This window comes from Pseudomonas sp. M5A4_2d (assembly GCF_053345295.1).
This window is the reverse complement of the sequence record NZ_JBKEZW010000004.1, coordinates 254,471-273,132: the sequence shown is the minus strand read 5'-3', so window position 1 is coordinate 273,132 and position 18,662 is coordinate 254,471. Positions and strand designations below refer to the sequence as shown.

21 protein-coding genes are annotated in these 18,662 nt (G+C 61.2%); 9 read left to right on the top strand and 12 right to left on the bottom strand.

Going from position 1 to position 18,662, the window contains the following annotated elements:
• Positions 1-39 precede the first annotated feature (39 nt).
• The 3 genes from ACLBW8_RS14395 (at position 40) to ACLBW8_RS14385 (ending at position 1,461) form a co-directional block, all read left to right on the top strand.
• Positions 40-414, top strand: coding sequence for a YajD family HNH nuclease (locus tag ACLBW8_RS14395; protein WP_003210675.1), 375 nt, complete (start codon positions 40-42; stop codon positions 412-414).
• A gap of 161 nt (positions 415-575) precedes the next feature.
• A complete protein-coding gene (locus ACLBW8_RS14390; RefSeq protein ID WP_003189607.1) occupies positions 576-1,043 on the top strand; it encodes an RNA methyltransferase in 468 nt (155 codons plus the stop codon).
• Positions 1,044-1,110: 67 nt separating this feature from the next.
• Positions 1,111-1,461: a YgaP family membrane protein gene (locus tag ACLBW8_RS14385; RefSeq protein WP_064451356.1), complete on the top strand. Its 351-nt coding sequence runs from the start codon at positions 1,111-1,113 to the stop codon at positions 1,459-1,461.
• 144 nt (positions 1,462-1,605) lie between these two features.
• Here the strand turns inward: ACLBW8_RS14385 and ACLBW8_RS14380 are convergent, their stop codons facing one another.
• Complete coding sequence (locus tag ACLBW8_RS14380; RefSeq protein WP_447805630.1) at positions 1,606-2,826, bottom strand: hypothetical protein; 1,221 nt, start codon at positions 2,824-2,826, stop codon at positions 1,606-1,608.
• A 13-nt stretch (positions 2,827-2,839) separates the two neighbouring features.
• Positions 2,840-3,289 carry a YcgN family cysteine cluster protein gene (locus ACLBW8_RS14375; RefSeq protein ID WP_064451354.1) on the bottom strand — a complete coding sequence of 150 codons (450 nt, stop codon included), beginning with the start codon at positions 3,287-3,289 and terminating at the stop codon, positions 2,840-2,842.
• A gap of 152 nt (positions 3,290-3,441) precedes the next feature.
• Here ACLBW8_RS14375 and ACLBW8_RS14370 point away from each other — a divergent pair, with 152 nt between their 5' ends.
• A complete protein-coding gene (locus tag ACLBW8_RS14370) occupies positions 3,442-4,035 on the top strand; it encodes a nitroreductase family protein (protein WP_064451353.1) in 594 nt (197 codons plus the stop codon).
• Positions 4,036-4,158: 123 nt separating this feature from the next.
• Here the strand turns inward: ACLBW8_RS14370 and ACLBW8_RS14365 are convergent, their stop codons facing one another.
• The 5 genes from ACLBW8_RS14365 to ACLBW8_RS14345 form a co-directional block, all read right to left on the bottom strand.
• Positions 4,159-5,091, bottom strand: coding sequence for a D-2-hydroxyacid dehydrogenase (locus ACLBW8_RS14365; RefSeq protein WP_447805629.1), 933 nt, complete (start codon positions 5,089-5,091; stop codon positions 4,159-4,161).
• Positions 5,092-5,198: 107 nt separating this feature from the next.
• Positions 5,199-5,492 (bottom strand): YcgL domain-containing protein, encoded by a 294-nt coding sequence (locus ACLBW8_RS14360; protein WP_053255002.1) that lies wholly within the window; start codon positions 5,490-5,492, stop codon positions 5,199-5,201.
• Positions 5,489-6,622 (bottom strand): ribonuclease D, encoded by a 1,134-nt coding sequence (gene rnd, locus ACLBW8_RS14355; protein ID WP_064451351.1) that lies wholly within the window; start codon positions 6,620-6,622, stop codon positions 5,489-5,491. The genes ACLBW8_RS14360 and rnd overlap by 4 nt, the downstream gene beginning before the upstream one ends.
• A gap of 122 nt (positions 6,623-6,744) precedes the next feature.
• Complete coding sequence (locus ACLBW8_RS14350; RefSeq protein WP_128586689.1) at positions 6,745-7,344, bottom strand: class I SAM-dependent methyltransferase; 600 nt, start codon at positions 7,342-7,344, stop codon at positions 6,745-6,747.
• A gap of 100 nt (positions 7,345-7,444) precedes the next feature.
• The gene (locus ACLBW8_RS14345) at positions 7,445-8,815 is read right to left on the bottom strand and encodes a glutamine synthetase family protein (RefSeq protein WP_447805628.1); all 1,371 of its coding nucleotides are present in this window, start codon (positions 8,813-8,815) and stop codon (positions 7,445-7,447) included.
• A gap of 414 nt (positions 8,816-9,229) precedes the next feature.
• On the opposite strand from ACLBW8_RS14345, the gene ACLBW8_RS14340 reads away from it, so the two are divergent.
• Together ACLBW8_RS14340 and ACLBW8_RS14335 are read left to right on the top strand one after the other, a co-directional pair.
• Positions 9,230-10,003, top strand: a complete 774-nt coding sequence (locus ACLBW8_RS14340; RefSeq protein WP_447805627.1) for a transporter substrate-binding domain-containing protein — start codon at positions 9,230-9,232, stop codon at positions 10,001-10,003.
• A gap of 49 nt (positions 10,004-10,052) precedes the next feature.
• On the top strand, positions 10,053-10,889 hold the full coding sequence (locus tag ACLBW8_RS14335; RefSeq protein ID WP_447805626.1) for a cache domain-containing protein: 837 nt from the start codon (positions 10,053-10,055) through the stop codon (positions 10,887-10,889).
• 71 nt (positions 10,890-10,960) lie between these two features.
• Here the strand turns inward: ACLBW8_RS14335 and ACLBW8_RS14330 are convergent, their stop codons facing one another.
• Both ACLBW8_RS14330 and pobA read right to left on the bottom strand, forming a co-directional pair.
• Positions 10,961-12,478, bottom strand: coding sequence for an MDR family MFS transporter (locus ACLBW8_RS14330; RefSeq protein WP_447805625.1), 1,518 nt, complete (start codon positions 12,476-12,478; stop codon positions 10,961-10,963).
• Between the two features lie 66 nt (positions 12,479-12,544).
• On the bottom strand, positions 12,545-13,738 hold the full coding sequence (gene pobA, locus ACLBW8_RS14325) for a 4-hydroxybenzoate 3-monooxygenase (protein ID WP_447805624.1): 1,194 nt from the start codon (positions 13,736-13,738) through the stop codon (positions 12,545-12,547).
• Between the two features lie 180 nt (positions 13,739-13,918).
• Here pobA and ACLBW8_RS14320 point away from each other — a divergent pair, with 180 nt between their 5' ends.
• Positions 13,919-14,794 (top strand): helix-turn-helix domain-containing protein, encoded by an 876-nt coding sequence (locus ACLBW8_RS14320; RefSeq protein ID WP_447805623.1) that lies wholly within the window; start codon positions 13,919-13,921, stop codon positions 14,792-14,794.
• On the opposite strand, the gene ACLBW8_RS14315 is transcribed toward ACLBW8_RS14320, so the two are convergent.
• Together ACLBW8_RS14315 and ACLBW8_RS14310 are read right to left on the bottom strand one after the other, a co-directional pair.
• Positions 14,787-14,963: a hypothetical protein gene (locus ACLBW8_RS14315; protein WP_167353682.1), complete on the bottom strand. Its 177-nt coding sequence runs from the start codon at positions 14,961-14,963 to the stop codon at positions 14,787-14,789. The genes ACLBW8_RS14320 and ACLBW8_RS14315 overlap by 8 nt on opposite strands.
• Positions 14,964-15,061: 98 nt before the next feature.
• On the bottom strand, positions 15,062-15,967 hold the full coding sequence (locus tag ACLBW8_RS14310) for a LysR family transcriptional regulator (RefSeq protein WP_447805622.1): 906 nt from the start codon (positions 15,965-15,967) through the stop codon (positions 15,062-15,064).
• A 107-nt stretch (positions 15,968-16,074) separates the two neighbouring features.
• On the opposite strand from ACLBW8_RS14310, the gene ACLBW8_RS14305 reads away from it, so the two are divergent.
• The gene (locus tag ACLBW8_RS14305) at positions 16,075-16,941 is read left to right on the top strand and encodes an MBL fold metallo-hydrolase (RefSeq protein ID WP_447805621.1); all 867 of its coding nucleotides are present in this window, start codon (positions 16,075-16,077) and stop codon (positions 16,939-16,941) included.
• Positions 16,942-16,975: 34 nt separating this feature from the next.
• Positions 16,976-17,590: an NAD(P)-dependent oxidoreductase gene (locus ACLBW8_RS14300; protein WP_447805620.1), complete on the top strand. Its 615-nt coding sequence runs from the start codon at positions 16,976-16,978 to the stop codon at positions 17,588-17,590.
• 115 nt (positions 17,591-17,705) lie between these two features.
• Here ACLBW8_RS14300 and ACLBW8_RS14295 read toward each other — a convergent pair whose 3' ends face one another.
• Entirely contained in the window at positions 17,706-18,584 is an 879-nt protein-coding gene (locus ACLBW8_RS14295; protein WP_221294206.1) for a LysR substrate-binding domain-containing protein, read from the bottom strand.
• Positions 18,585-18,662 lie beyond the last annotated feature (78 nt).

Here is an 18,662-nt window from a genome sequence, read left to right as displayed (position 1 = left end):
CTATGTTATCCGTGACCCACCAAATAGCCAGGAGCCATGATGAGCTCGACCAACCCGCCCTCCCACACCGCCAAGCTGGACCGCATCCTCGCCGATGCCCAGCGCGACCGGGAAATGGGCTACCGCGACAAAGCCTTGAAAATGTACCCGCACGTGTGCGGCCGCTGCGCCCGTGAATTCGCCGGCAAACGCTTGAGCGAGCTGACCGTGCACCACCGCAACCACAATCATGATGACAACCCCCAGGACGGCTCCAACTGGGAGCTGTTGTGCCTGTACTGCCACGATAACGAACACTCGCGCTACACCGACCAGCAGTATTTCGGCGAAGGCTCCACCAGCAGCCCGACCATTGCCAAGGCCACGCACAACCCGTTTGCGGCGTTGGCGGGGTTGATGAAGAAAGACGACTGACGTTCGTCGCTGCCTGTACGGCCACCATCGCAGACAAGCCAGCTCCCACAGGGGAACACATTCCAATGGTGGTAGCTGGCTTGCCTGCGATAGCGATGGCCCAAGCACGACATCGCTCCCAGGCCGTATAATCGCCGTTTTTCTCCAAGGCACCCTTCCCCGTGGGCAATAAACGCTACAGCTGCATCGGTCTGTATAACCCCAAATCCCCCGAAAACGTCGGTTCGGTGATGCGCGCCGCCGGTTGCTACGGCGTGGCCTCGGTGTTCTACACCGGCGTGCGTTACGAGCGCGCCCGGGACTTCATCACCGACACCAAGAAGGTCCACCACGATATTCCGTTGATCGGCATCGACGACCTGAAAAAAATCCTGCCGCTGGGCTGTATTCCGGTGGCTGTAGAACTGGTCGAGGGCGCCCGCCCACTGCCGGAATACACCCACCCCGACCGCGCGTTGTATATCTTCGGCCCCGAAGACGGCTCCCTCGACAAAGAGATCCGCGACTGGTGTGAAGACGTGGTGTACATCCCGACCACCGGCTGCATGAACCTCGCCGCCACCGTCAATGTGGTGCTCTACGACCGACTGGCCAAGGGCAACAACACCCGCTCGGGCCCCAAATACTGATTTTTCGGGAACATCCGGCGTCTGCAAACAGTCAGCTACTAACACTTGCCCTTGTTGGAGACAGATCATGAGCGACAGCAAAATCCTGCGACCTATCATCGAACACGCGCCCTTTGACACCCAGCCCACCCAAAATGTGCACGGTTGGGAACGCATCGGTTCGGTAGCCGGCGGCGTGATGATGGTCGGCAAAGGCCTGCGCCGTGGCGGGATCTTCGGCCTGATTCAGGTGGCGATTGGGGGTGTGGCGCTGGTGCGCGGCGTCACCGGGCACAGCTCGCTCAAAGACAAGCTGGAGCAGGGCCGCCAGGAAATGAACAGCGTGCGCACGAAGATCGAGCGGGCCGGGCAAGAGTTGAAAAACCTGAAGACCAAGGCGGAAGTGGCGGCTGAGAAGGCCACTAAAACGGCCGACTAGTACACTTCTGCGATCAGTTGGAGATCCAAATGTGGGAGCGGGCTTGCTCGCGAAAGCGGTGTATCAGTCAGTACATCTTTAACTGACAGACCGTATTCGCGAGCAAGCCCGCTCCCACATTTTTGATGGGTGTATGGCTTAAGCTCAGCGCAGTAGCTTGGTGTCCAGCACCACCGACGACTCGCCGATCACACTCTCCGCCAGCTGCACAAACTCCGCAGTGGTGATGCTGTTCGCACGCATCACCGCCTGCGCCAGGTCATCCAGCGAACGTTTGTTGTGGGTTTTCACCCGAATCTCGCGATCCAACTCCTGCAACACCACCACCGCCCGCGCCACGGTTGCCGCACTGACATGCTCGCCCCTGAGCGTGGTGACGTCTTTGCCTTCCTTGCTCAATCGCGCCTGGATCGCGGCGTAGCGCTCATCGGTGATGCCGCCGGCACGCCGCACCAGTTCAATGGCGTAATACTCCCCCAAGCCTTCGCCGATCCAGTCACTGCTGTGGTGGTCGTTGAAGCGGCCGATGGCTTGCACCACTTCGCGAATCAACGGGCTACTGCCATTTTCACTCACCAGCGGCGTGCGGCTGCTGAGGTAGATCGAGTCGCGGGACGAAAACACGCCACGGCGCATCGGGTCGCTGGCGCCCACCACCAGCAGTTTGGCCGGGTGGCGCGGGAACGCAGCGTCAACCTGGGGCCAGACAAAGGTCAGCAACGTCAACACATCCATGCGCCGCATGGCCTGGCCCTTGGGCGAGGCGACGGTGACTTCGGTCTCCCCCAGGCGCACGCGGCGGCTGCCCAGCGTGCCGGCGAGCATCCAGCCCGTAGGCCGGTCGAACAACCGGGAAACGTTGTCGATACGGAATTTGTTCTTGCCGATACGCGGCCAGGGCGTCTCGATGCTTTTCCAGCCTGCCGGCAACTCGAATATCAAGCGCGAGACCAGCTCCACGCCGTCCTGCTGGTCGAGCCGCGCCGTCGGCACCAGGTCTTCACCCCGAAACAGCGCCCAACTCGGCGTCATCCGCGCTTCATACATTCCCGGTTTGCGAGCGTGAGTGAGCCGTACACGGTAGGTCAGGCTGGCTTTGTCGGCGCTGGGTTGCCACAGGCCACGGTGCCCGCTGACGCGCCATTGGCCATCGGCCTTGAAGTCGCTGTAGTCGCCGTCGTGGCCCAGGTCGAAGTCAAGACTGCGCACCGCCGAGCCCTGGGACAGGCTCACGCGTACTTCGGCCTGATCGCTCTGGGGCAGCAGTTTGACGTGATAGTCGAGGTCGACTTTCTTCGCGCACCACGCGGGTAGGCTCAGCGCCAGCAACACGAAAGAGGCCGCCAGCTTGGTTGCCACTGTCATACACACTCCTTTTTCAGCCTGCGCGAAAGATCAGGTGATCCTCCCAGTCGTCTTCGGGCACGCTGCCTTCGGCGAGCATTCGGCCGGACTGGGAAATGCGTTCGTGGTGCACGGCATCACGGTCGCCGCAAACCAGGTGGTGCCACAGCGGCAGGTCTTTGCGTTCGCTGACCAAGCGGTAGCCGCAGGTCGGCGGCAGCCATTTGAACTGATCGGCCTGGCCCGGCGTGAGCTGGATGCAATCAGGCACCGAGGCGCGGCGGTTGGGGTAGTCGGTGCACTGGCAGGTGTTCAGGTCCAGCAGCTTGCAGGCGATGCGCGTGTAATAGACGCTGTTGTCGTCCTCATCCTCAAGCTTTTGCAGGCAGCACAGGCCACAGCCGTCGCACAACGACTCCCACTCCTCCTGGTCGAGGTGTTCAAGGGTTTTGCGTATCCAGAAAGGTTCGACTTTGGCGGCCATGGCTCTACATCAGTATCGGTCGGTGAAAAGGCCGCCAGTCTAGTGCCCAAGGCCCTTGGGGCCAAGCGCTTACGACTGCCGGTATGACAAGACTTGTCAGGCTTGGGGCGGCGCAGTAGCTTTGAGCCCCGGTTTTTCATCAGGATCTGTCCATGAGCAATAACCCACGCGTTGCCGATTACCCGATCCACACCCAGTTTACCGAGCGCTGGTCGCCCCGCGCCTTTACCGGCGAGAGCATCCCGCAGGAAACCCTGCTGAGCTTCTTCGAAGCCGCGCGTTGGGCGCCGTCGGCCTACAACTCGCAGCCATGGCGTTTTCTCTACGCGCGCCGTGACACGCCGAACTGGGAACGCTTCCTGGGCCTGCTCAATGAATTCAACCGTGGCTGGGCGCAACACGCGTCGGCGCTGGTGATCATCGCCTCGAAAACCGACTTCACCGCCCCCGGCGCCACCGAAGAAACCCCGGCGCTGTGGCACACCTTCGACACCGGCTCGGCCTGGGGCCACCTGGCGCTGCAAGCCAGCCTTAGCGGCTGGCATACCCATGGCATGGCCGGCTTCGATCAGGCGTTGACCCGCAAAGAGCTGAAGATTCCAGAAGGGTATGCGCTGCACGCGGCGGTGGCCGTCGGCAAGCTGGGCGACAAATCGAGCTTGCCTGAATACCTGCAAGGCCGTGAAGCGCCAAGCCCGCGTAGGCCGCTGAGCGAGCTGGTGTCGGAAGGTGACTTCAGCCTGTAAGCCTTGCCGATATCCCTGTGGGAGCGGGCTTGCCCGCGATAGCGATGGGTCAGTCACTGCATGGCAAGCTGATACACCGTCATCGCGAGCAAGCCCGCTCGCACATTTTGATTTGTGGTGATTTTAATAACCGCGCTCGAAATCCACTTCGCCGCGCAAGGCTTCCTTGGCCTCATACGCCCGCAGGTTCTGCACAAACAACTCCACCATCATCAGCGGCGAGGTCGGCGCCGAGCTGTGGCCGGTCAACAGCAGGCCCCAGGCGGTCCAGAACGGATGGCGTTGCGGCAGGGGTTCCTGGCGGCAGACGTCGATCACCGCGCCAGCCAGGTGCCCTTCTTTCAGGGCTTCGACCAGGTCGGCATCGACCACGGCCACGCCACGCCCGACATTGATAAACACCCCGGTCGGTTTGAATTGCTTGAACAGCGCAGCGTCGTACAAGTCATGGGTATTGGGCGTATTGGGCAGCAGGTTGATCACGTAGTCCACCTCCCCCACCAATCGGCCCAATTGATCCAGCGCGGCGACTTCGATAAACGGCGCCTGCTCACGCGCGGTGCTGGCGATGCCGTAGAGCTTGACGCCAAACGGCAGCAGAAAATCGGCAACACGCTGGCCAATATCGCCGGTGCCGACGATCAGCGCCTTGCGTCCCGCCAGGCTCTGGCCCAGGCGGTTGTCCCACTTGCGCTCGACCTGGCTGACCAACCGCGCGAGCACTTCCCGCTCGTGGCCGAGCATATAAGTGAGCACAAACTCGGCCATGACCTGGCCAAAGATACCGACCGCACGGGTCAGGCGGTAGTCGCGCGGCAAACCTTCGGCCAGCAGCGGCGTGACACCGGCCCAGGTCGATTGCAGCCACTGCGGCTGATGACCTTGGCGCAACAGGGTAGCAAGCAAATCCGGCTGGCCGAGCCATACCGGGCAATCGGCGGCCAGGCGCGACAGTTCGGCCGAGTCGCCGCTGGTCAGCACCTCGACGTCCGGTGCCGCTTCACTGAGCAATTGGGCGTAGAGCGGGTAATCCTGTTCAGCAATCAGAACACGCATGGTTCAAACCTTTCAAAAACACTGCAGACGGCCGCCCGCATCCATACGGCCACCACCCACTTATACGTTTGCGTTGAAGACGGTGCCCTGGACAGGGCACTGACTGATCACATCGGGTCGTTGCGGCGCAGCAGCTCTTCGGGCAAGTGTTCGATGTACTCGTCCTCGGCCGGTGGCATTTGCAGGTGATAGCCCTGCTTGTCGAGGTTTTCCAGGACCACGGTGATGTCCTCGCGGGACAGCTTGCGCTCCGGCGTCAGCACCATTTCGAACGCGAGATGGGCCTTGCCGAAGGCTTCCATCAACGGTTCCGGAACACGCTCCAGCGCATCACTTTTCAGCACGTAGAGGTACATCCCGTCTTTTTTCAAGCTGCGATAGATGGAGCAAATACGTTTCAAGGCTGTTCTCCGGCAGTGGCCAGGCTGTCGAGCAGCGCCTGGCCCATCAACTCGCGGCGCCAGCCACGCAGCGAGTCTGGCAATTTATAAGGCCCATCGGGGTAGCCACTTTTGACCAGGGCTTCGAGGGTTTTCTTGCGCAGCATCAGTTCCGGCGCCATGTCCAGGCGTTCGGCTTCGGCCTGGCCCAGGGCGCGCAGTTGCTTGATCAGCGTGGCGGCGTCCACCGGCAGCGGTTCAGCCACAGCGGGCGGCCATTGGTCCATGGACACACTGCCGGCACGCTTGATCAGGTCCAGCAGGAACTGGCCATCCTGACGCACGGTGCGCGGGTGCATGTCTTCGATTTTGCCCAGTGCGGCGAGGTTATCCGGCTGGGTTTTGGCCAGGGGCCACAACGAGTGTTCACGAATGATGCGGTTGCGCGGCAGGTCACGGGCACGGGCTTGCTGCTCGCGCCAGGCGCACAGTTCGCGCAGCACGGCGAGCTGGGCACGGGACAGCTTCCACGCCAGCTTGGCGTCGCGATACACCTCGTACGGGTCGACTTCACGGCGCAGGTTCGCTACCAGTTCGGCGCCGTCGTCCAGGACCCACGCATATTTGTCGTCTGACAGTCGCGGGCGAAGTCTGGTGTAGACCTCGGCCAGGTGCACCGCGTCTTCGGCGGCGTAGCTCACTTGCGTCTCGGACAATGGCCGCTGCAGCCAGTCCGAGCGGGTTTCACCCTTGGGCAGTTCGATATCCAGCACGGCTTGCACCAGGCGCGAGTAGCCCATGGAGAAGCCGAGGTTCAGGTACGCCGCCGCCAACTGCGTGTCGAACAACGGCACCGGCAGGCTGCCGGTCAGGCGCAACAACACTTCCAGGTCTTCGCTGCACGCGTGTACCACTTTGATCACCGCTGGGTTCTCCAGCAAGGCGGCCAAGGGTTGCCAGTTGTCGATGGTCAGGGGGTCGATCAGGTAAGCACGGATGCCATCGCCGATCTGGATCAGCCCGGCAATGGGATAAAAGGTGTCGACCCGCATGAATTCGGTGTCGAGGGCGACGAATGGCAACTGCTGCCATTCGGCGCAATGCTGGCCGAGGCTATCGTTGTCGCAGATCCAGTGAATATCGATGGCCACACGGCTCTCCCTTGAAGAATGGCGCGCAGTATATATCGCGAAAGGGACTTGCGAGCATCCGCAGTGCACACGCCATCATGAAAACCCCTACAAGAGGCGAAGAATAGTCCGATAGGAGGGAGTTAGCCTCTCTTACGCAGAACGTAAACGCGCCACAGCTTGGAGCCCGGCAGGAATTCCTGATGATTGAGGACTTTAAAACCCGCCAGGCGGAACTCATCCTCTACCGGCGTACGAGCGTTTACCGAGACAATCACCGTGTCACGGCTGACTCGGTGAAATTCGCGCAACAACGCCAATCGCACGTCACTGCTGGGTACATGGCGAAACAATTCAAGGCAGAAAATGCAGTCCACCGCATTCGCCGACAGGCCGATGGAAAACGCTGAGCCCTGGAACGTTTTGACACGTTTGAGCAACGCCGCCGGGTGATGCGTGCATGCGTGGTCGAGCATGTCCTGGGAGTTGTCCGAGGCCAGGATTACCCGGTTGATGTGTTCGGCCAATACGGGCCAGAACCGTCCCGAGCCACAGGCCAGATCAAGGATCAGCCCCGGTTCGCCCGCGACTTTCAACGCCTGGCGCACCAACCGGTCATCGCGCCACGCGGCCAGCCGCTTGAGCAGCGCGGGCGGGCGCGTGTCGCCGCAGACCCTGGCGTGCTCGCGGTCGCAGCGTTCGGCGAATTCAATCTCGATAGAAGATGGAGAGGGTGACGACATCACGGGCTCATGTGTGTGAAACGGTAGTGAATGACCTTGATTCGTAGCTTAACCAGCACAACGTGAAAAAAAGGTCGAAACCACCGTTGCCTTAAACCCGTCACGCCGAGTGCAGGTACCAACGCCAATCCTGCTCGCCCACTTCCCCCATGAACTGGCGGTATTCGGCGCGTTTTACCGCCAGGTACACACCCAGGAACTCGCTGCCGAACGCATCCCGTGCCCAGCTTGAACCTTCCAGTGCACGCAGCGTGGTGAGCCAGTCGGTGGGCAACCGTTCATTGGCCTGGGCGTAGCCGTTACCTTGCACGGGAGCGCCAGGATCGCGTTGTTCACGGATGCCACGATGGATACCGGCGAGGATCGCGGCAGCCGCCAGGTAAGGGTTGGCGTCGGCGCCGCAGATACGGTGTTCGATATGCCGCGAATTCGCCGGGCCACCGGGTACGCGCAGGCTGACCGTGCGGTTGTCCACGCCCCACGTGGCGGCCAGTGGCGCGTAGCTGTTGGCCTGGAAGCGGCGGTAGGAGTTGGCGTTGGGGCAGAACATCAGTAGCGAATCGAGCAAGGTACTGAGCATGCCGCCCACCGCCTGACGCAGCAACGGTGTGCCATCGGCGGCCTCACTGGCGAACAGGTTATGGCCGTGGGCATCGGCCAGGCTGACGTGCATGTGCATGCCGGTGCCGGCCAGGTCATCGAACGGTTTGGCCATGAAACAGGCCGTCATCCCGTGCTTATGGGCGACCCCCTTGACCAAGCGTTTATAACGCACGGCTTCGTCCATCGCTTGCAGCGCGTCGGCACGATGCTCCAGGGTTATTTCCACCTGGCCCGGGGCGTATTCGGAAATCGCCGTACGCGCCGGGATACCTTGCAGTTTGCAGGCGCTATAAAGGTCGGCAAGGAACGGCTCGATCTGCTCCAGCTCGCGCAAGCCATACACCTGGGTCGAGCGCGGGCGATTGCCGTCTACATCCCGCGCCGGTTGCGGGCGGCCGTTGCTGTCGGGCTTCTGGTCGAGCAGGTAAAACTCCAGCTCCGCCGCCATCACCGGGTAATAACCGTCGGCTTTCAGGCCGTCGATCACCCTGGCCAACACATGCCGCGGGTCGGCCACGGTAGCGGGCAGGCCTTCGGTGGGGTGCATGCTGACTTGCACCGCCGCCGTCGGGATCAGGCGCCACGGCATGCGCTGCAAACTGCCGCTGACCGGGTAGGCGCGGCAGTCGATATCGCCGACTTCCCACACCAGCCCGGAGTTTTCCACGTCATCGCCATTAATCGTCAGGCCAAGGATAGTGCTGGGTAACGGCCGACCACTTTCGTACACCGCCAGCAGCTCATCGCGGTGCAGCAACTTGCCGCGCGGTACGCCGTTGTTGTCGAGGATAAACAGCTCGAACATCTCGATGTCCGGGTTCTGCTCAAGGAAAGATCGGGCTTCGTGCAGGCTCGCAAAAACACTCATGGGAATTCTCATACGTTTGCGTCAGGCAGGCGCACAGGCGCTGCCGGGCAGATGCGCACAGGTGCGCGTCATCCATGGGGCGGATCAACGTAGGAGAAAAGTATCTGGTGGGCGTGCGTGTCGGCAGTGGAACAGGGCCCAGAAAGCCAGCTCGGAAGGTAGCGCCTCGACATCGGCCGGACGGCTCGGCGTAAAGGCGCCAGGCAATGTCGCGGGGTGAGTGTCGGGGGAATCGTCCATGCGCAAATCACAGTGAGCCAGATGCCCGGCAGCGTCACACGCCTGCACAGGCGGTTAAATTCAGGGTTGATGGAGTTTGGTTGCAACCTGGCTAAACATTCCGTAGCCCTTGCTACCTTGTCGCTCAGCTGGAAATAATGATCGCCCCGATCATGCCCCCAAGGATTCGACCGCATGAAAGCTTTTCTAGCCCTGTGCACACTGGCGAGTGTGGCAACCACCGCCCTGGCCGACACCCCCACCTCGCGCCTCGATGACGTGCTGCAGCGCGGCACGCTCACGGTCTGCACCACCGGCGACTACAAGCCCTACTCGTCACTGCGCGCCGATGGCCGTTATGAAGGCATCGACATTGCCATGGCCGAATCCCTGGCCAAGAGCTTGAATGCGAAAATCACCTGGGTGCCCAGCACCTGGAAAACCCTGATGCCGGACTTCCTGGCACAGCGCTGCGACATTGCCGTGGGCGGTATTTCGGTGTCCCTTGAGCGCCAGAAAAAAGCCTTCTTCAGCCAGGCCCTTGGCGTCGACGGCAAGATCCCGCTGGTGCGCTGCGCCGATGTGCAGCGTTACCAGACCGTCGAGCAGATCAACCAGCCGCAGGTGCGCGTGATTGAACCGGCGGGCGGCACCAATGAAGTGTTTGCGCGCGCACATCTGGGCCAGGCGCAAATCCGCCTGCACGATAACGTGACGATCTTCGACGAGCTGCTCGCAGGCAAGGCCGACGTGATGATCACCGACGCCAGCGAGGCGCGCTTCCAGCAGAAGCTCAAGCCCGGGCTGTGCGCGGTCAACCCCGAGCGGCAAATGCAGTACAGCGAAAAAGCCTTCCTGCTGCCCCGCGATGATGTGGCATGGAAAAGCTATGTCGACCAATGGCTGCATTTGAGCGTGGCCACCGGGGTGTACGACGGCATCGTCAACCAGTGGCTGGCGGCGCCCTGAGCGGGAGCGACTACGCTGTTGTCACACCAACAATAATGAGGGATGGGGAATGAAGGGACTCTTGCGAATCACCTGGCTGCTGCTGTTGTGTTTCAGCCAGGTGCACGCGGCGACTCAGAATGAGGACGCCCAGGCCGCCAAAGCCTTGCTGGAAAGGGCCTTGGCCTTTTACCAGAGCAATGGCGACAAGGCGTTCGCCGCGTTCAGCCGTCAGGGCGAGTTTGTCGACCATGACCGCTATGTGTTCGTGGTCGATACCCAGGGCGTGTTGCTGGCCAGCGGCGGGCCGTCCTCCGCCTTGATCGGCCGTGATGTGTTCGAGCAACTCGGGCCGGATTTGCAAGCCTCGTTCAAACAGGCACTGACCGTCCCCGAGGGCCAGGGCATCCAACAGGCCGACTACCGCTGGCAGAACTGGAACGATGGCAAGGTTGAGCACAAACACGTGTTCTATCAACGTGTGGGCGAACGCATCCTGGCGGTGGGTTACTACCTGCCACGGGCCACGCCGGAACATGCACGCGCGTTGCGCGACAAGGCGGTAACGGCGCTGGTCAAGGATGAAGCCGGCACGCTCAAGGCGATCAACTCATTGCAGGGTGGGTTCCTGCAGGATGACTTGTATGTGTTTGTGATCGACCTGAATACCGGGCGCTACGTAGCGCATGGCACGAACGTGCGGCTGGTCAATACCGACTTCGGCAAGATCAAGGACCCCGACGGCAAGCCGGTGGGTGAGCCGATCCTCAAGATAATGGCTGAGCAAGACCAGGGTGAGTACAAGTACCGCTGGAAAAACCCGGTGACCGACAAGGTCGAGAACAAGCACGCTTACCTGCGCAAGGCCGGGCATTTCATGGTGGCGGTCGGGTATTACAGCCCCTGATCTGCATTGAAAGGCGATTGACTGTGGGTGCCGGCAAGCCAGCGCCCACCGTTTGATCATGGTTGTATCAGTTACTTGGCTTTGTCTTCGCGGCCGCGCAGCACACGGTTCGGCATGGCAATCGCTGCCGCCAACCCCAACAGCGACACTGCCGCACTCACCATCAACAAATGCCGGAACGTCACTGCCAACTCCCCGCGTAGCGCATCTTGCGCTGGGCCTGGGGCGGCGTTCAGGCCGTCAAGCAGCACATTCCCGGAACTGCCTTCGGCCACCAACGCACCGCTGGCCAAATGCGCAAAACTCGAGTCCTGCAACAACGCCAGCAACAGCGCCGACATGCAGGCCACGCCCACTGCCCCACCCAACGAGCGGAACAGGTTGGTGGTACTGGTAGCGACGCCGATATCGCGCTGCTCCACCGAATTCTGCGTCCCGACCAACGACGTCGGAAACTGCATACCGGCAGCAATCCCACACAGCAGCATAAACACCGCCGTCAGCCCAACCGCCTGCGGCGCACTGTAGGCCATGCCGAGAATCGCGAAAGGACTCAACAGCGCCCCCGTGAGGATCATCGGTTTATAGCGCCCGGTCACCGAGGTCATCCGCCCGGCGAAATAAGCGCCCATCGGCAACCCCATGGCCAGCGGCAACAGGTGCAATGCGGCACTGTCGGCACCGGAGCCGGTCACCGTCTGATAACGCAAAGGCATCAACACTGTCAGGGAAATCGCCTGGAAGCTGGTGAAGAAAATCGTGCACCAGCACAGCACCGCGCTGCGGTTGGCGAACAGGTGCATCGGCAACAAGGGCTCGCGCGCACGGCGTTCGTGCCAGACAAACACGCTGAGCGCCACCAGGGCACACATCAGCAGCCCCAGCACTTGCTCGTCACGCCAATGATGGCCCTGGCCGATTTCAGTAATGCCCAACAGCAAGGCCGTCAGGCCAATGATCATCAGCACGGTGCCGAGGTAATCGATAACCGGTTTGCGCTGCGGCACCGGCAGCCCCACCAGGGTGCGATGGGCCACGTACCAGGCACCGGCACCCAGCGGCAGGTTGATCAAAAACACCCAGCGCCAGGACAGGTACTCGGTCATATACCCGCCCAGCACCGGCCCGGCCACGCTGGCCACCGCGTACATGCTGCTGAAGTAGCCTTGATAACGCCCGCGCTCACGGGGTGGAATAATGTCGCCGATGATCGCCTGGCTTACCGAGATCATGCCGCCGGCGCCAATGCCCTGGAGAATCCGCGCCAGCACCAGTTGTTCCATGCTCTGCGCCATACCGCAGAACAGTGACGCCAGGGTGAACACGCCCATGCCGATCAGCATCATCGGGCGACGCCCGTACAAATCACCCAGCTTGCCGTAGATCGGCACTGCCACCGTCATCGCCACCATGTAGCCGGAGATCACCCAGGCCAGCAGGTTGACGTCATGAAACTGCGCGGAAATAGCCGGCATGGACACGGCCACAATGGTCTGGTCCAGGGCGCCGAGAAAGATCGCCATCATCAAGGCGGCAAGGACGCTGCGTACGGCGGGAACGGGTTGAGCAGGCTGATTGAGATTGGTCACGGCATAACCTTCGAGCAGGGCCCGCTGGAAAAGGCAGCCAGCGGGAATGCTCGATACGATAGCAGGCTACTCGATAGCTTCGTAAGGAAGCCCGACGTAATTTTCTGCGATGGTTGTGCGACCCGCCTCGGAGCCGATGAAGTACGCGAGCTCACTCTCGGCAATGCGCTGGCTGAACCCGTCTGCCTCCGGGAATTGGTGCAACATCGAGGTCATCCACCAGGAAAACCGTTCGGCCTTCCATACCCGGCGCAGGCAGATCGCCGAGTACTTGTCCAACAGCTCCACCCGCCCCTCGCGATAGACCTTGAGCAAGATCCGAAACAGCGTACTCACGTCGCTGGCCGCCAGGTTCAAGCCCTTGGCCCCGGTGGGCGGCACGATATGCGCGGCGTCCCCCAGCAGGAACAGGCGCCCGTATTGCATCGGCTCCACCACGAAGCTGCGCAGCGGCGCGATGCTTTTCTCGATTGATGGCCCGGTAACCAGTTGGGCCGCCAGCGCACTGGGCAAACGGGTTTTCAGCTCATCCCAGAAGCGCTCATCCGACCATTCATCCAGCGCTTCTTCAACCGGCACTTGCAGGTAATACCGGCTGCGGGTCGGCGAGCGCATGCTGCACAGGGCAAAGCCACGCGCATGTTTGGCGTACACCAGCTCGTCATGCACCGGCGGTGTGTCGGCGAGGACGCCCAGCCAACCGAAGGGATAGACGCGCTCGAAGACGTTCAACGATTGCGCCGGAATCGACTGGCGCGCCACACCGTGAAAACCATCACAGCCAGCGATGTAATCGCACTCCAGGCGAAAAGCTTCACCCTGATGCTCGAAGGTCAGCCAGGGTCGATCACTTTTGAGGTCATGGGGCTGCACGTTCTGCGTTTCGTATAGAGTGATGGCACCGGCCGCTTCGCGGGCGGCCATCAGGTCGCGGGTGACTTCGGTCTGGCCGTAGATCATTACCGACTGGCCGCCGGTCAGCGCCTTGAGGTCGATATGGGTGAGCTCGCCATTGAGTGCCAGTTCGAAACCGTCATGCACCAGCCCTTCGGCGTCCATGCGTCGGCTGACGCCCGCCTCGCGCAGCAGGTCGACCATGCCTTGTTCCAGCACCCCGGCACGGATGCGGCCTTGCACGTAGTCGGCGCTCTGGCGCTCTAGAATGAGGGTCTGGATACCCGCGTTGTGCAGTAACTGGCCGAGCAGCAATCCGGAGGGACCGGCGCCAATAATGGCGACTTGGGTTTTTAGCGTTTTCATTATTTTTATGGCTCGCAAGCTTCACCCGAACGGATCAAGTGAAAGAGTTGTCATTGGTCTTGTGGCTGACATTTTTCACTTGAGCGGGCAGCATAAGAAGGTGAAAACTGCGCCAAAGCCTGCGCTTTTTGCCAATCGGGGCGATTACCGCACCACTATCCTGAGTATCGGATTGAAACCATGACCAAAACCGCGATTCCGGTCTTCAAGCTTTACGGGGAAAGCCAGCAATGGCCGACACCCGATTTGTTGCACTGCGAAACCATCTCCCGGCGGAGTCGGGAATACCAGTGGGAAATCCAGCCCCACCGGCACGCGGATCTGTGCCAGTTGTTGTACGTACACAAAGGCCAGGCACAACTGGAAATCGAAGGCCAGCGCACCACGCTGAGCGAGTCGACCTTGCAGGTGTTGCCGCCCCTGTGTGTGCATGGGTTTCGTTTTTCCGAGGATGTGGAAGGTTATGTAGTGACCCTGGCGGCGCCGCTGGTCAGCCACTTGCAGGCGCAACTGGGTGCAACGGTTGACGGTTTGCAGGCACTCGGCAATTACCCGGCCGGCAAGGACAACGACTACCTCAACAGCCTGTTCACCCGCCTGCAGAGCGAATACGCCGATGAGCAACCGGCGCGCGACATGATGATGCACGCGCTGGTCAGCGTGCTGCTGGTATGGATCAGCCGCCAGGCTATCCAGCGCCGCCACCCGCGAGCACCGCGTGGCCGTGAATATTTCCGGCGCTTTACCCAATTGGTCGAACAACACTACCGTGAACACCCGAAGATCGAGGACCTGGCCCACAAGCTGGGCATCTCGGTCTCACACCTGAACGGTACGTGTCGGGAATTGGGCGGGCAGCCGGCGCTGCAGATCATGCATGACCGCCAGCTCCTGGAAGCCAAGCGCCTGCTGACCTACACCAGCATGACGATCAATGAGATGTCGGAGGTGTTGGGGTTCTCCGACCCGACCAACTTCTCACGGCTGTTCCGCCGCCGGGTCGGGTTTTCGCCCAAGGCATTTCGCGAGCAACTGAAGGCCGAGCAGCCTACCTGAGCGCGCTGAAACTGCCGGTGCGCGGAACGCACAGGTCCTGATGGCAGCTGATCGCAAAGGTCGGCTGCATGCGGGTCTGTTCAACCCGGTAGGCCGCCGTGCCGTACAGCGCGGTCGCCAAGGCGGACAGGATGAAAATCATCAGGTACTTTCTGATTTTTAGAGTCATGGCACACCTCTGAATGAATCGACTCGGTGCTGTTTAAAGCATAGGTCAGTCAGGGCGAGTTGCCATTATTGGGCGCTATTCAAGATGTTTATGTCGGATCAGAGCCCAATGTCCCAGGTCGGTTCTTCCGGAAACCTGAGCACCAAAAAATCCAACAGGCTGCGCAGCGCCGAAGGCATGTGTTTGCGCGAGGCGTACACCGCGTAGATGTTCATCTGCCGAGGCTCGGCCTCGGGCAACAGGCGTACCAGTTCGCCACGGCGAATGTAGTCGCCCGCCTGGTAACTGGGAAGCATCGAAACCCCTGCCCCGGCCAGGGTCACGCGCAACAAGGTACTGGCCTCGTTGGAGGTGATATTGCCGGTTATCGGCACCGAGACGTGCTCGCCGTTTTCTTCGAAATGCCACAGGCTTTTGCCAAAGTAAGAGTGAGTCAGGCAGTTGTGCCGGGCAAGGTCTTCGACTTTCTGCGGGGCCGGGTGCTCCAGCAGATACGCAGGCGTCGCACAGACCACTGAACGACAGACGGTCAACCGCCGTGCGATGAGATTTGGGTCCAGGTCATTGCTGGTACGGATGGCCAGGTCGATGCGCTCGTCCACCAGGTTCACCGTGCGGTCAAGCATCTGCAAGTCGACCGTCACCAGGGGGTAGCGCTGGACGTACTCGGCAATCGCGTCGGCCAACTGCGCCTGGCCGAACGAGGTGCTGACGCTCAACCGCAACAGGCCACGGGGCGCGTCATCAGGCTCGCTGACTGCGGCTTGCATGTCGCAGCACAGTTCCAGCAACTGTCGGCAGCGCGGCAGGGTTTCACCACCGGCGGCGGTCAGACTGAGTTTGCGCGTGGTGCGGTGCAGCAGGCGCGCGCCGACCCAATCTTCCAGCTCGGCCAAGTAACGTGAGACCACCGGGCGCGACAGGTCCAGATGATCGGCAGCGGCCGATTGGCTGCCCAGGTCCACCACGGTCACAAACACCCGCATTGCTTGGAGACGATCCATGATTTGCACGCTTTTAGAAACAAACTATGTTCCAGCATCGCATTTTTTGTTGCGTTTAGTGCAACTAAGCTCTGTGCATCACTTAACGATTACTGGAGCTGCCCCCGATGCTATCCACTCTCAAGCGCCTGACCCTGACGACTGCCGCGCTGGCCTTCGCCGCCCACGCTTCGGCGGCAGAGCTGAAACTCGACGTGTATAACCCAGGTGAAGCAGCCATCTTCCCCGTCAGCTCTGTGCTGGTCAGCGGCGCGAAAGACGCGATTCTGGTGGACGCGCAATTCGGCAAAGGCCAGGCCGAGCAGCTTGTGCAAAAGATCCGCGCCAGCGGCAAGCACCTGACCACCATCTACATCAGCCATGGCGACCCGGACTACTACTTCGGCCTCGACACCCTGACCGCCGCCTTCCCCGACGCCAAGGTACTGGCACCGCAACCAGTGGTCGACCATATCAAGGCGACCGTGGCCGGCAAGCTGGAATTCTGGGGGCCGAAAATGGGGGCCGACAAACCGGCTAAAACCATCGTGCCACAGGTGCTTGAAGGCCATAGCCTGAGCCTGGAAGGCCAGCAGCTGGAAGTCATCGGGCTGGACGGCCCACAGCCGGATCGCAGCTTTGTATGGATTCCTTCGATCAAGGCCGTGGTTGGCGGTGTCGTGGTCGCCGAGAACATTCACCTGTGGATGGCCGACACCCAGAGCGCACAGTCGCACAAAGACTGGCTGGCTACGCTGCAACGTATTGAACAGTTGAAACCGAACACGGTGATTCCAGGCCATTACCTGGGTAACCCATCGCTGAAGTCTGTGGCTTTTACCGCCGACTACATCAAGGCGTTCGACATTGAGACCGCCAAGGCCAAGGACTCCGCTGCCCTGATCGCGGCCATGAAAAAGCGTTACCCCACCCTCGCCGACGAAAGCTCACTGGAACTGAGTGCCAAAGTCGCCAAGGGCGAAATGAAGTGGTGAATGGTTTTAACCCTTTAACGAACTGGAGAACGTCATGAGCAAGATTGCAATCATTGGGGCCACCGGCCGTGCCGGTAGCCAACTGCTGGAAGAAGCGTTGCGCCGTGGGCATACCGTCACCGCCCTCGCCCGTAATACCGACAAACTGGCCGCCCGCCCGGGTGTCACCGTTAAACAAGTCGATGCCCTGGATGCGCAAGCCTTGCAACAGGCCATTAGCGGCAACGATGTGGTGATCAGTGCGGCGCACTTTGCCACCCTGCCGGCCAGCGCCGTGATCGGCCCGGTGAAGAAAGCGGGTGTGAAACGCTTGCTGGTGGTGGGCGGTGCCGGTTCGCTGCTGTTGCCAGGCGGCAGCCGCGTGATCGACAGCCCGGGCTTCCCGGCAGAGTACAAGGCCGAAGCCAGCGCGGGGGCTGAGTTTCTGGCAACGCTGCGTGAGGAAAAGGAACTGGATTGGACCTTCCTGTCGCCGTCGGCAGAGTTCGTAGAAACCGAGCGCACCGGGAAATTCCGCCTGGGTCAGGATGATTTGCTGGTCAGTAGCGACGGCCGTAGCTGGATCAGCTTTGCCGACTACGCCATCGCGCTGATCGACGAAGTAGAAACGCCGAAGCACTCGCGCCAGCGTTTCACGGTCGGCTACTGACCGAGCGCGGTCAACACGATGGGAGCGGGCTTGCTCGCGAAGGCGCTGGTTCAGTTAGAGCATCGTTAACTGACACATCGCTTTCGCGAGCAAGCCCGCTCTCACATTTGGATCTTCAGTGCCAAGACTGTTGTGCCTGGCTCACCAACCAATCCATCAGTGCTTCCAGCCCAGCCGACGGCTCAGTCCCCGGCGGATACACCAGGTAATAGCCCATCCCCGTCGGCACCCGCAGTTCAAACGGCGTCGCCAACCGCCCGGCCTTCACATCCTCGCCAATCAACGCACTGTCGCCAATCGCCACCCCGGACCCTTGGGAGGCCACCGTCATTGCCAAATCCAATGTCTCGAAATGATGCCCCTGGGCCAGGTTGCTCAAGCGCGTATTGGCTGCCTTCAACCACAACGCCCAATCGCGCTCATCGCGTGTGGGGTGCAGCAGCACCTGTTGCTGCAAATCCGCCGCTGTGTGCAAACCATCGAGCAAAGCAGGCGCGCAAACCGGCGTGAGTTGCTCATCAAACAAGTGCCGCGCCTCGCTCGACTGCTCGGCGATGGGCGCATAGATCACTGCCGCGTCGAATTGCTCGCGGCGAAAGTCCACGGTGTAGGCCACGGTGGTGGTGAGTTCCACCGGCACATCCGGGCGCTCCTTTTGCCACTGCATCAAGCGCGGCAGCAGCCAGCGCATCACGCAAGTGGAGGCCTTGAGCTGCAGGGTCTGGCGGCGACGGCCGATTTGCTCCACGGCATCGCCGATCAGGCCGAACACCTGCTGTGCGCGTAACGACCATTCTCGGCCTTCTTCGGTCAGGCTCAAGCCCCGCGCCTGGCGCTGGAACAAGGCGTAGCCCAAATGGCGCTCCAACCCGGCAATCTGCCGGCTCACCGCACCTTGGGTGATGTGCAGGTGTTCGGCGGCGCGGGTGAAGTTGCAGCACTGGGCCGTGACCCAGAAGGTGTGCAACGCAGGCAGCGGCGGAAGGCGTTTCATCGGGCTCAGCCATGACGTGGAGACATGGCTAGTATGACTTTTTATCGATTGTTGCCGCTACGGGCCAACCGGTCCAAT

What these genes read in the sequence shown, in the direction of transcription:
- ACLBW8_RS14395 (WP_003210675.1), top strand. Translation starts at nt 40, where the DNA reads ATGAGCTCGACCAACCCGCCCTCCCACACCGCCAAGCTGGACCGCATC.
- ACLBW8_RS14385 (WP_064451356.1), top strand. Translation starts at nt 1,111, where the DNA reads ATGAGCGACAGCAAAATCCTGCGACCTATCATCGAACACGCGCCCTTT.
- ACLBW8_RS14380 (WP_447805630.1), bottom strand. Translation starts at nt 2,826, where the DNA reads ATGACAGTGGCAACCAAGCTGGCGGCCTCTTTCGTGTTGCTGGCGCTG.
- ACLBW8_RS14375 (WP_064451354.1), bottom strand. Translation starts at nt 3,289, where the DNA reads ATGGCCGCCAAAGTCGAACCTTTCTGGATACGCAAAACCCTTGAACAC.
- ACLBW8_RS14370 (WP_064451353.1), top strand. Translation starts at nt 3,442, where the DNA reads ATGAGCAATAACCCACGCGTTGCCGATTACCCGATCCACACCCAGTTT.
- ACLBW8_RS14365 (WP_447805629.1), bottom strand. Translation starts at nt 5,091, where the DNA reads ATGCGTGTTCTGATTGCTGAACAGGATTACCCGCTCTACGCCCAATTG.
- ACLBW8_RS14350 (WP_128586689.1), bottom strand. Translation starts at nt 7,344, where the DNA reads ATGTCGTCACCCTCTCCATCTTCTATCGAGATTGAATTCGCCGAACGC.
- ACLBW8_RS14345 (WP_447805628.1), bottom strand. Translation starts at nt 8,815, where the DNA reads ATGAGTGTTTTTGCGAGCCTGCACGAAGCCCGATCTTTCCTTGAGCAG.
- ACLBW8_RS14340 (WP_447805627.1), top strand. Translation starts at nt 9,230, where the DNA reads ATGAAAGCTTTTCTAGCCCTGTGCACACTGGCGAGTGTGGCAACCACC.
- ACLBW8_RS14335 (WP_447805626.1), top strand. Translation starts at nt 10,053, where the DNA reads ATGAAGGGACTCTTGCGAATCACCTGGCTGCTGCTGTTGTGTTTCAGC.
- pobA (WP_447805624.1), bottom strand. Translation starts at nt 13,738, where the DNA reads ATGAAAACGCTAAAAACCCAAGTCGCCATTATTGGCGCCGGTCCCTCC.
- ACLBW8_RS14320 (WP_447805623.1), top strand. Translation starts at nt 13,919, where the DNA reads ATGACCAAAACCGCGATTCCGGTCTTCAAGCTTTACGGGGAAAGCCAG.
- ACLBW8_RS14315 (WP_167353682.1), bottom strand. Translation starts at nt 14,963, where the DNA reads ATGACTCTAAAAATCAGAAAGTACCTGATGATTTTCATCCTGTCCGCC.
- ACLBW8_RS14310 (WP_447805622.1), bottom strand. Translation starts at nt 15,967, where the DNA reads ATGGATCGTCTCCAAGCAATGCGGGTGTTTGTGACCGTGGTGGACCTG.
- ACLBW8_RS14305 (WP_447805621.1), top strand. Translation starts at nt 16,075, where the DNA reads ATGCTATCCACTCTCAAGCGCCTGACCCTGACGACTGCCGCGCTGGCC.
- ACLBW8_RS14300 (WP_447805620.1), top strand. Translation starts at nt 16,976, where the DNA reads ATGAGCAAGATTGCAATCATTGGGGCCACCGGCCGTGCCGGTAGCCAA.
- ACLBW8_RS14295 (WP_221294206.1), bottom strand. Translation starts at nt 18,584, where the DNA reads ATGAAACGCCTTCCGCCGCTGCCTGCGTTGCACACCTTCTGGGTCACG.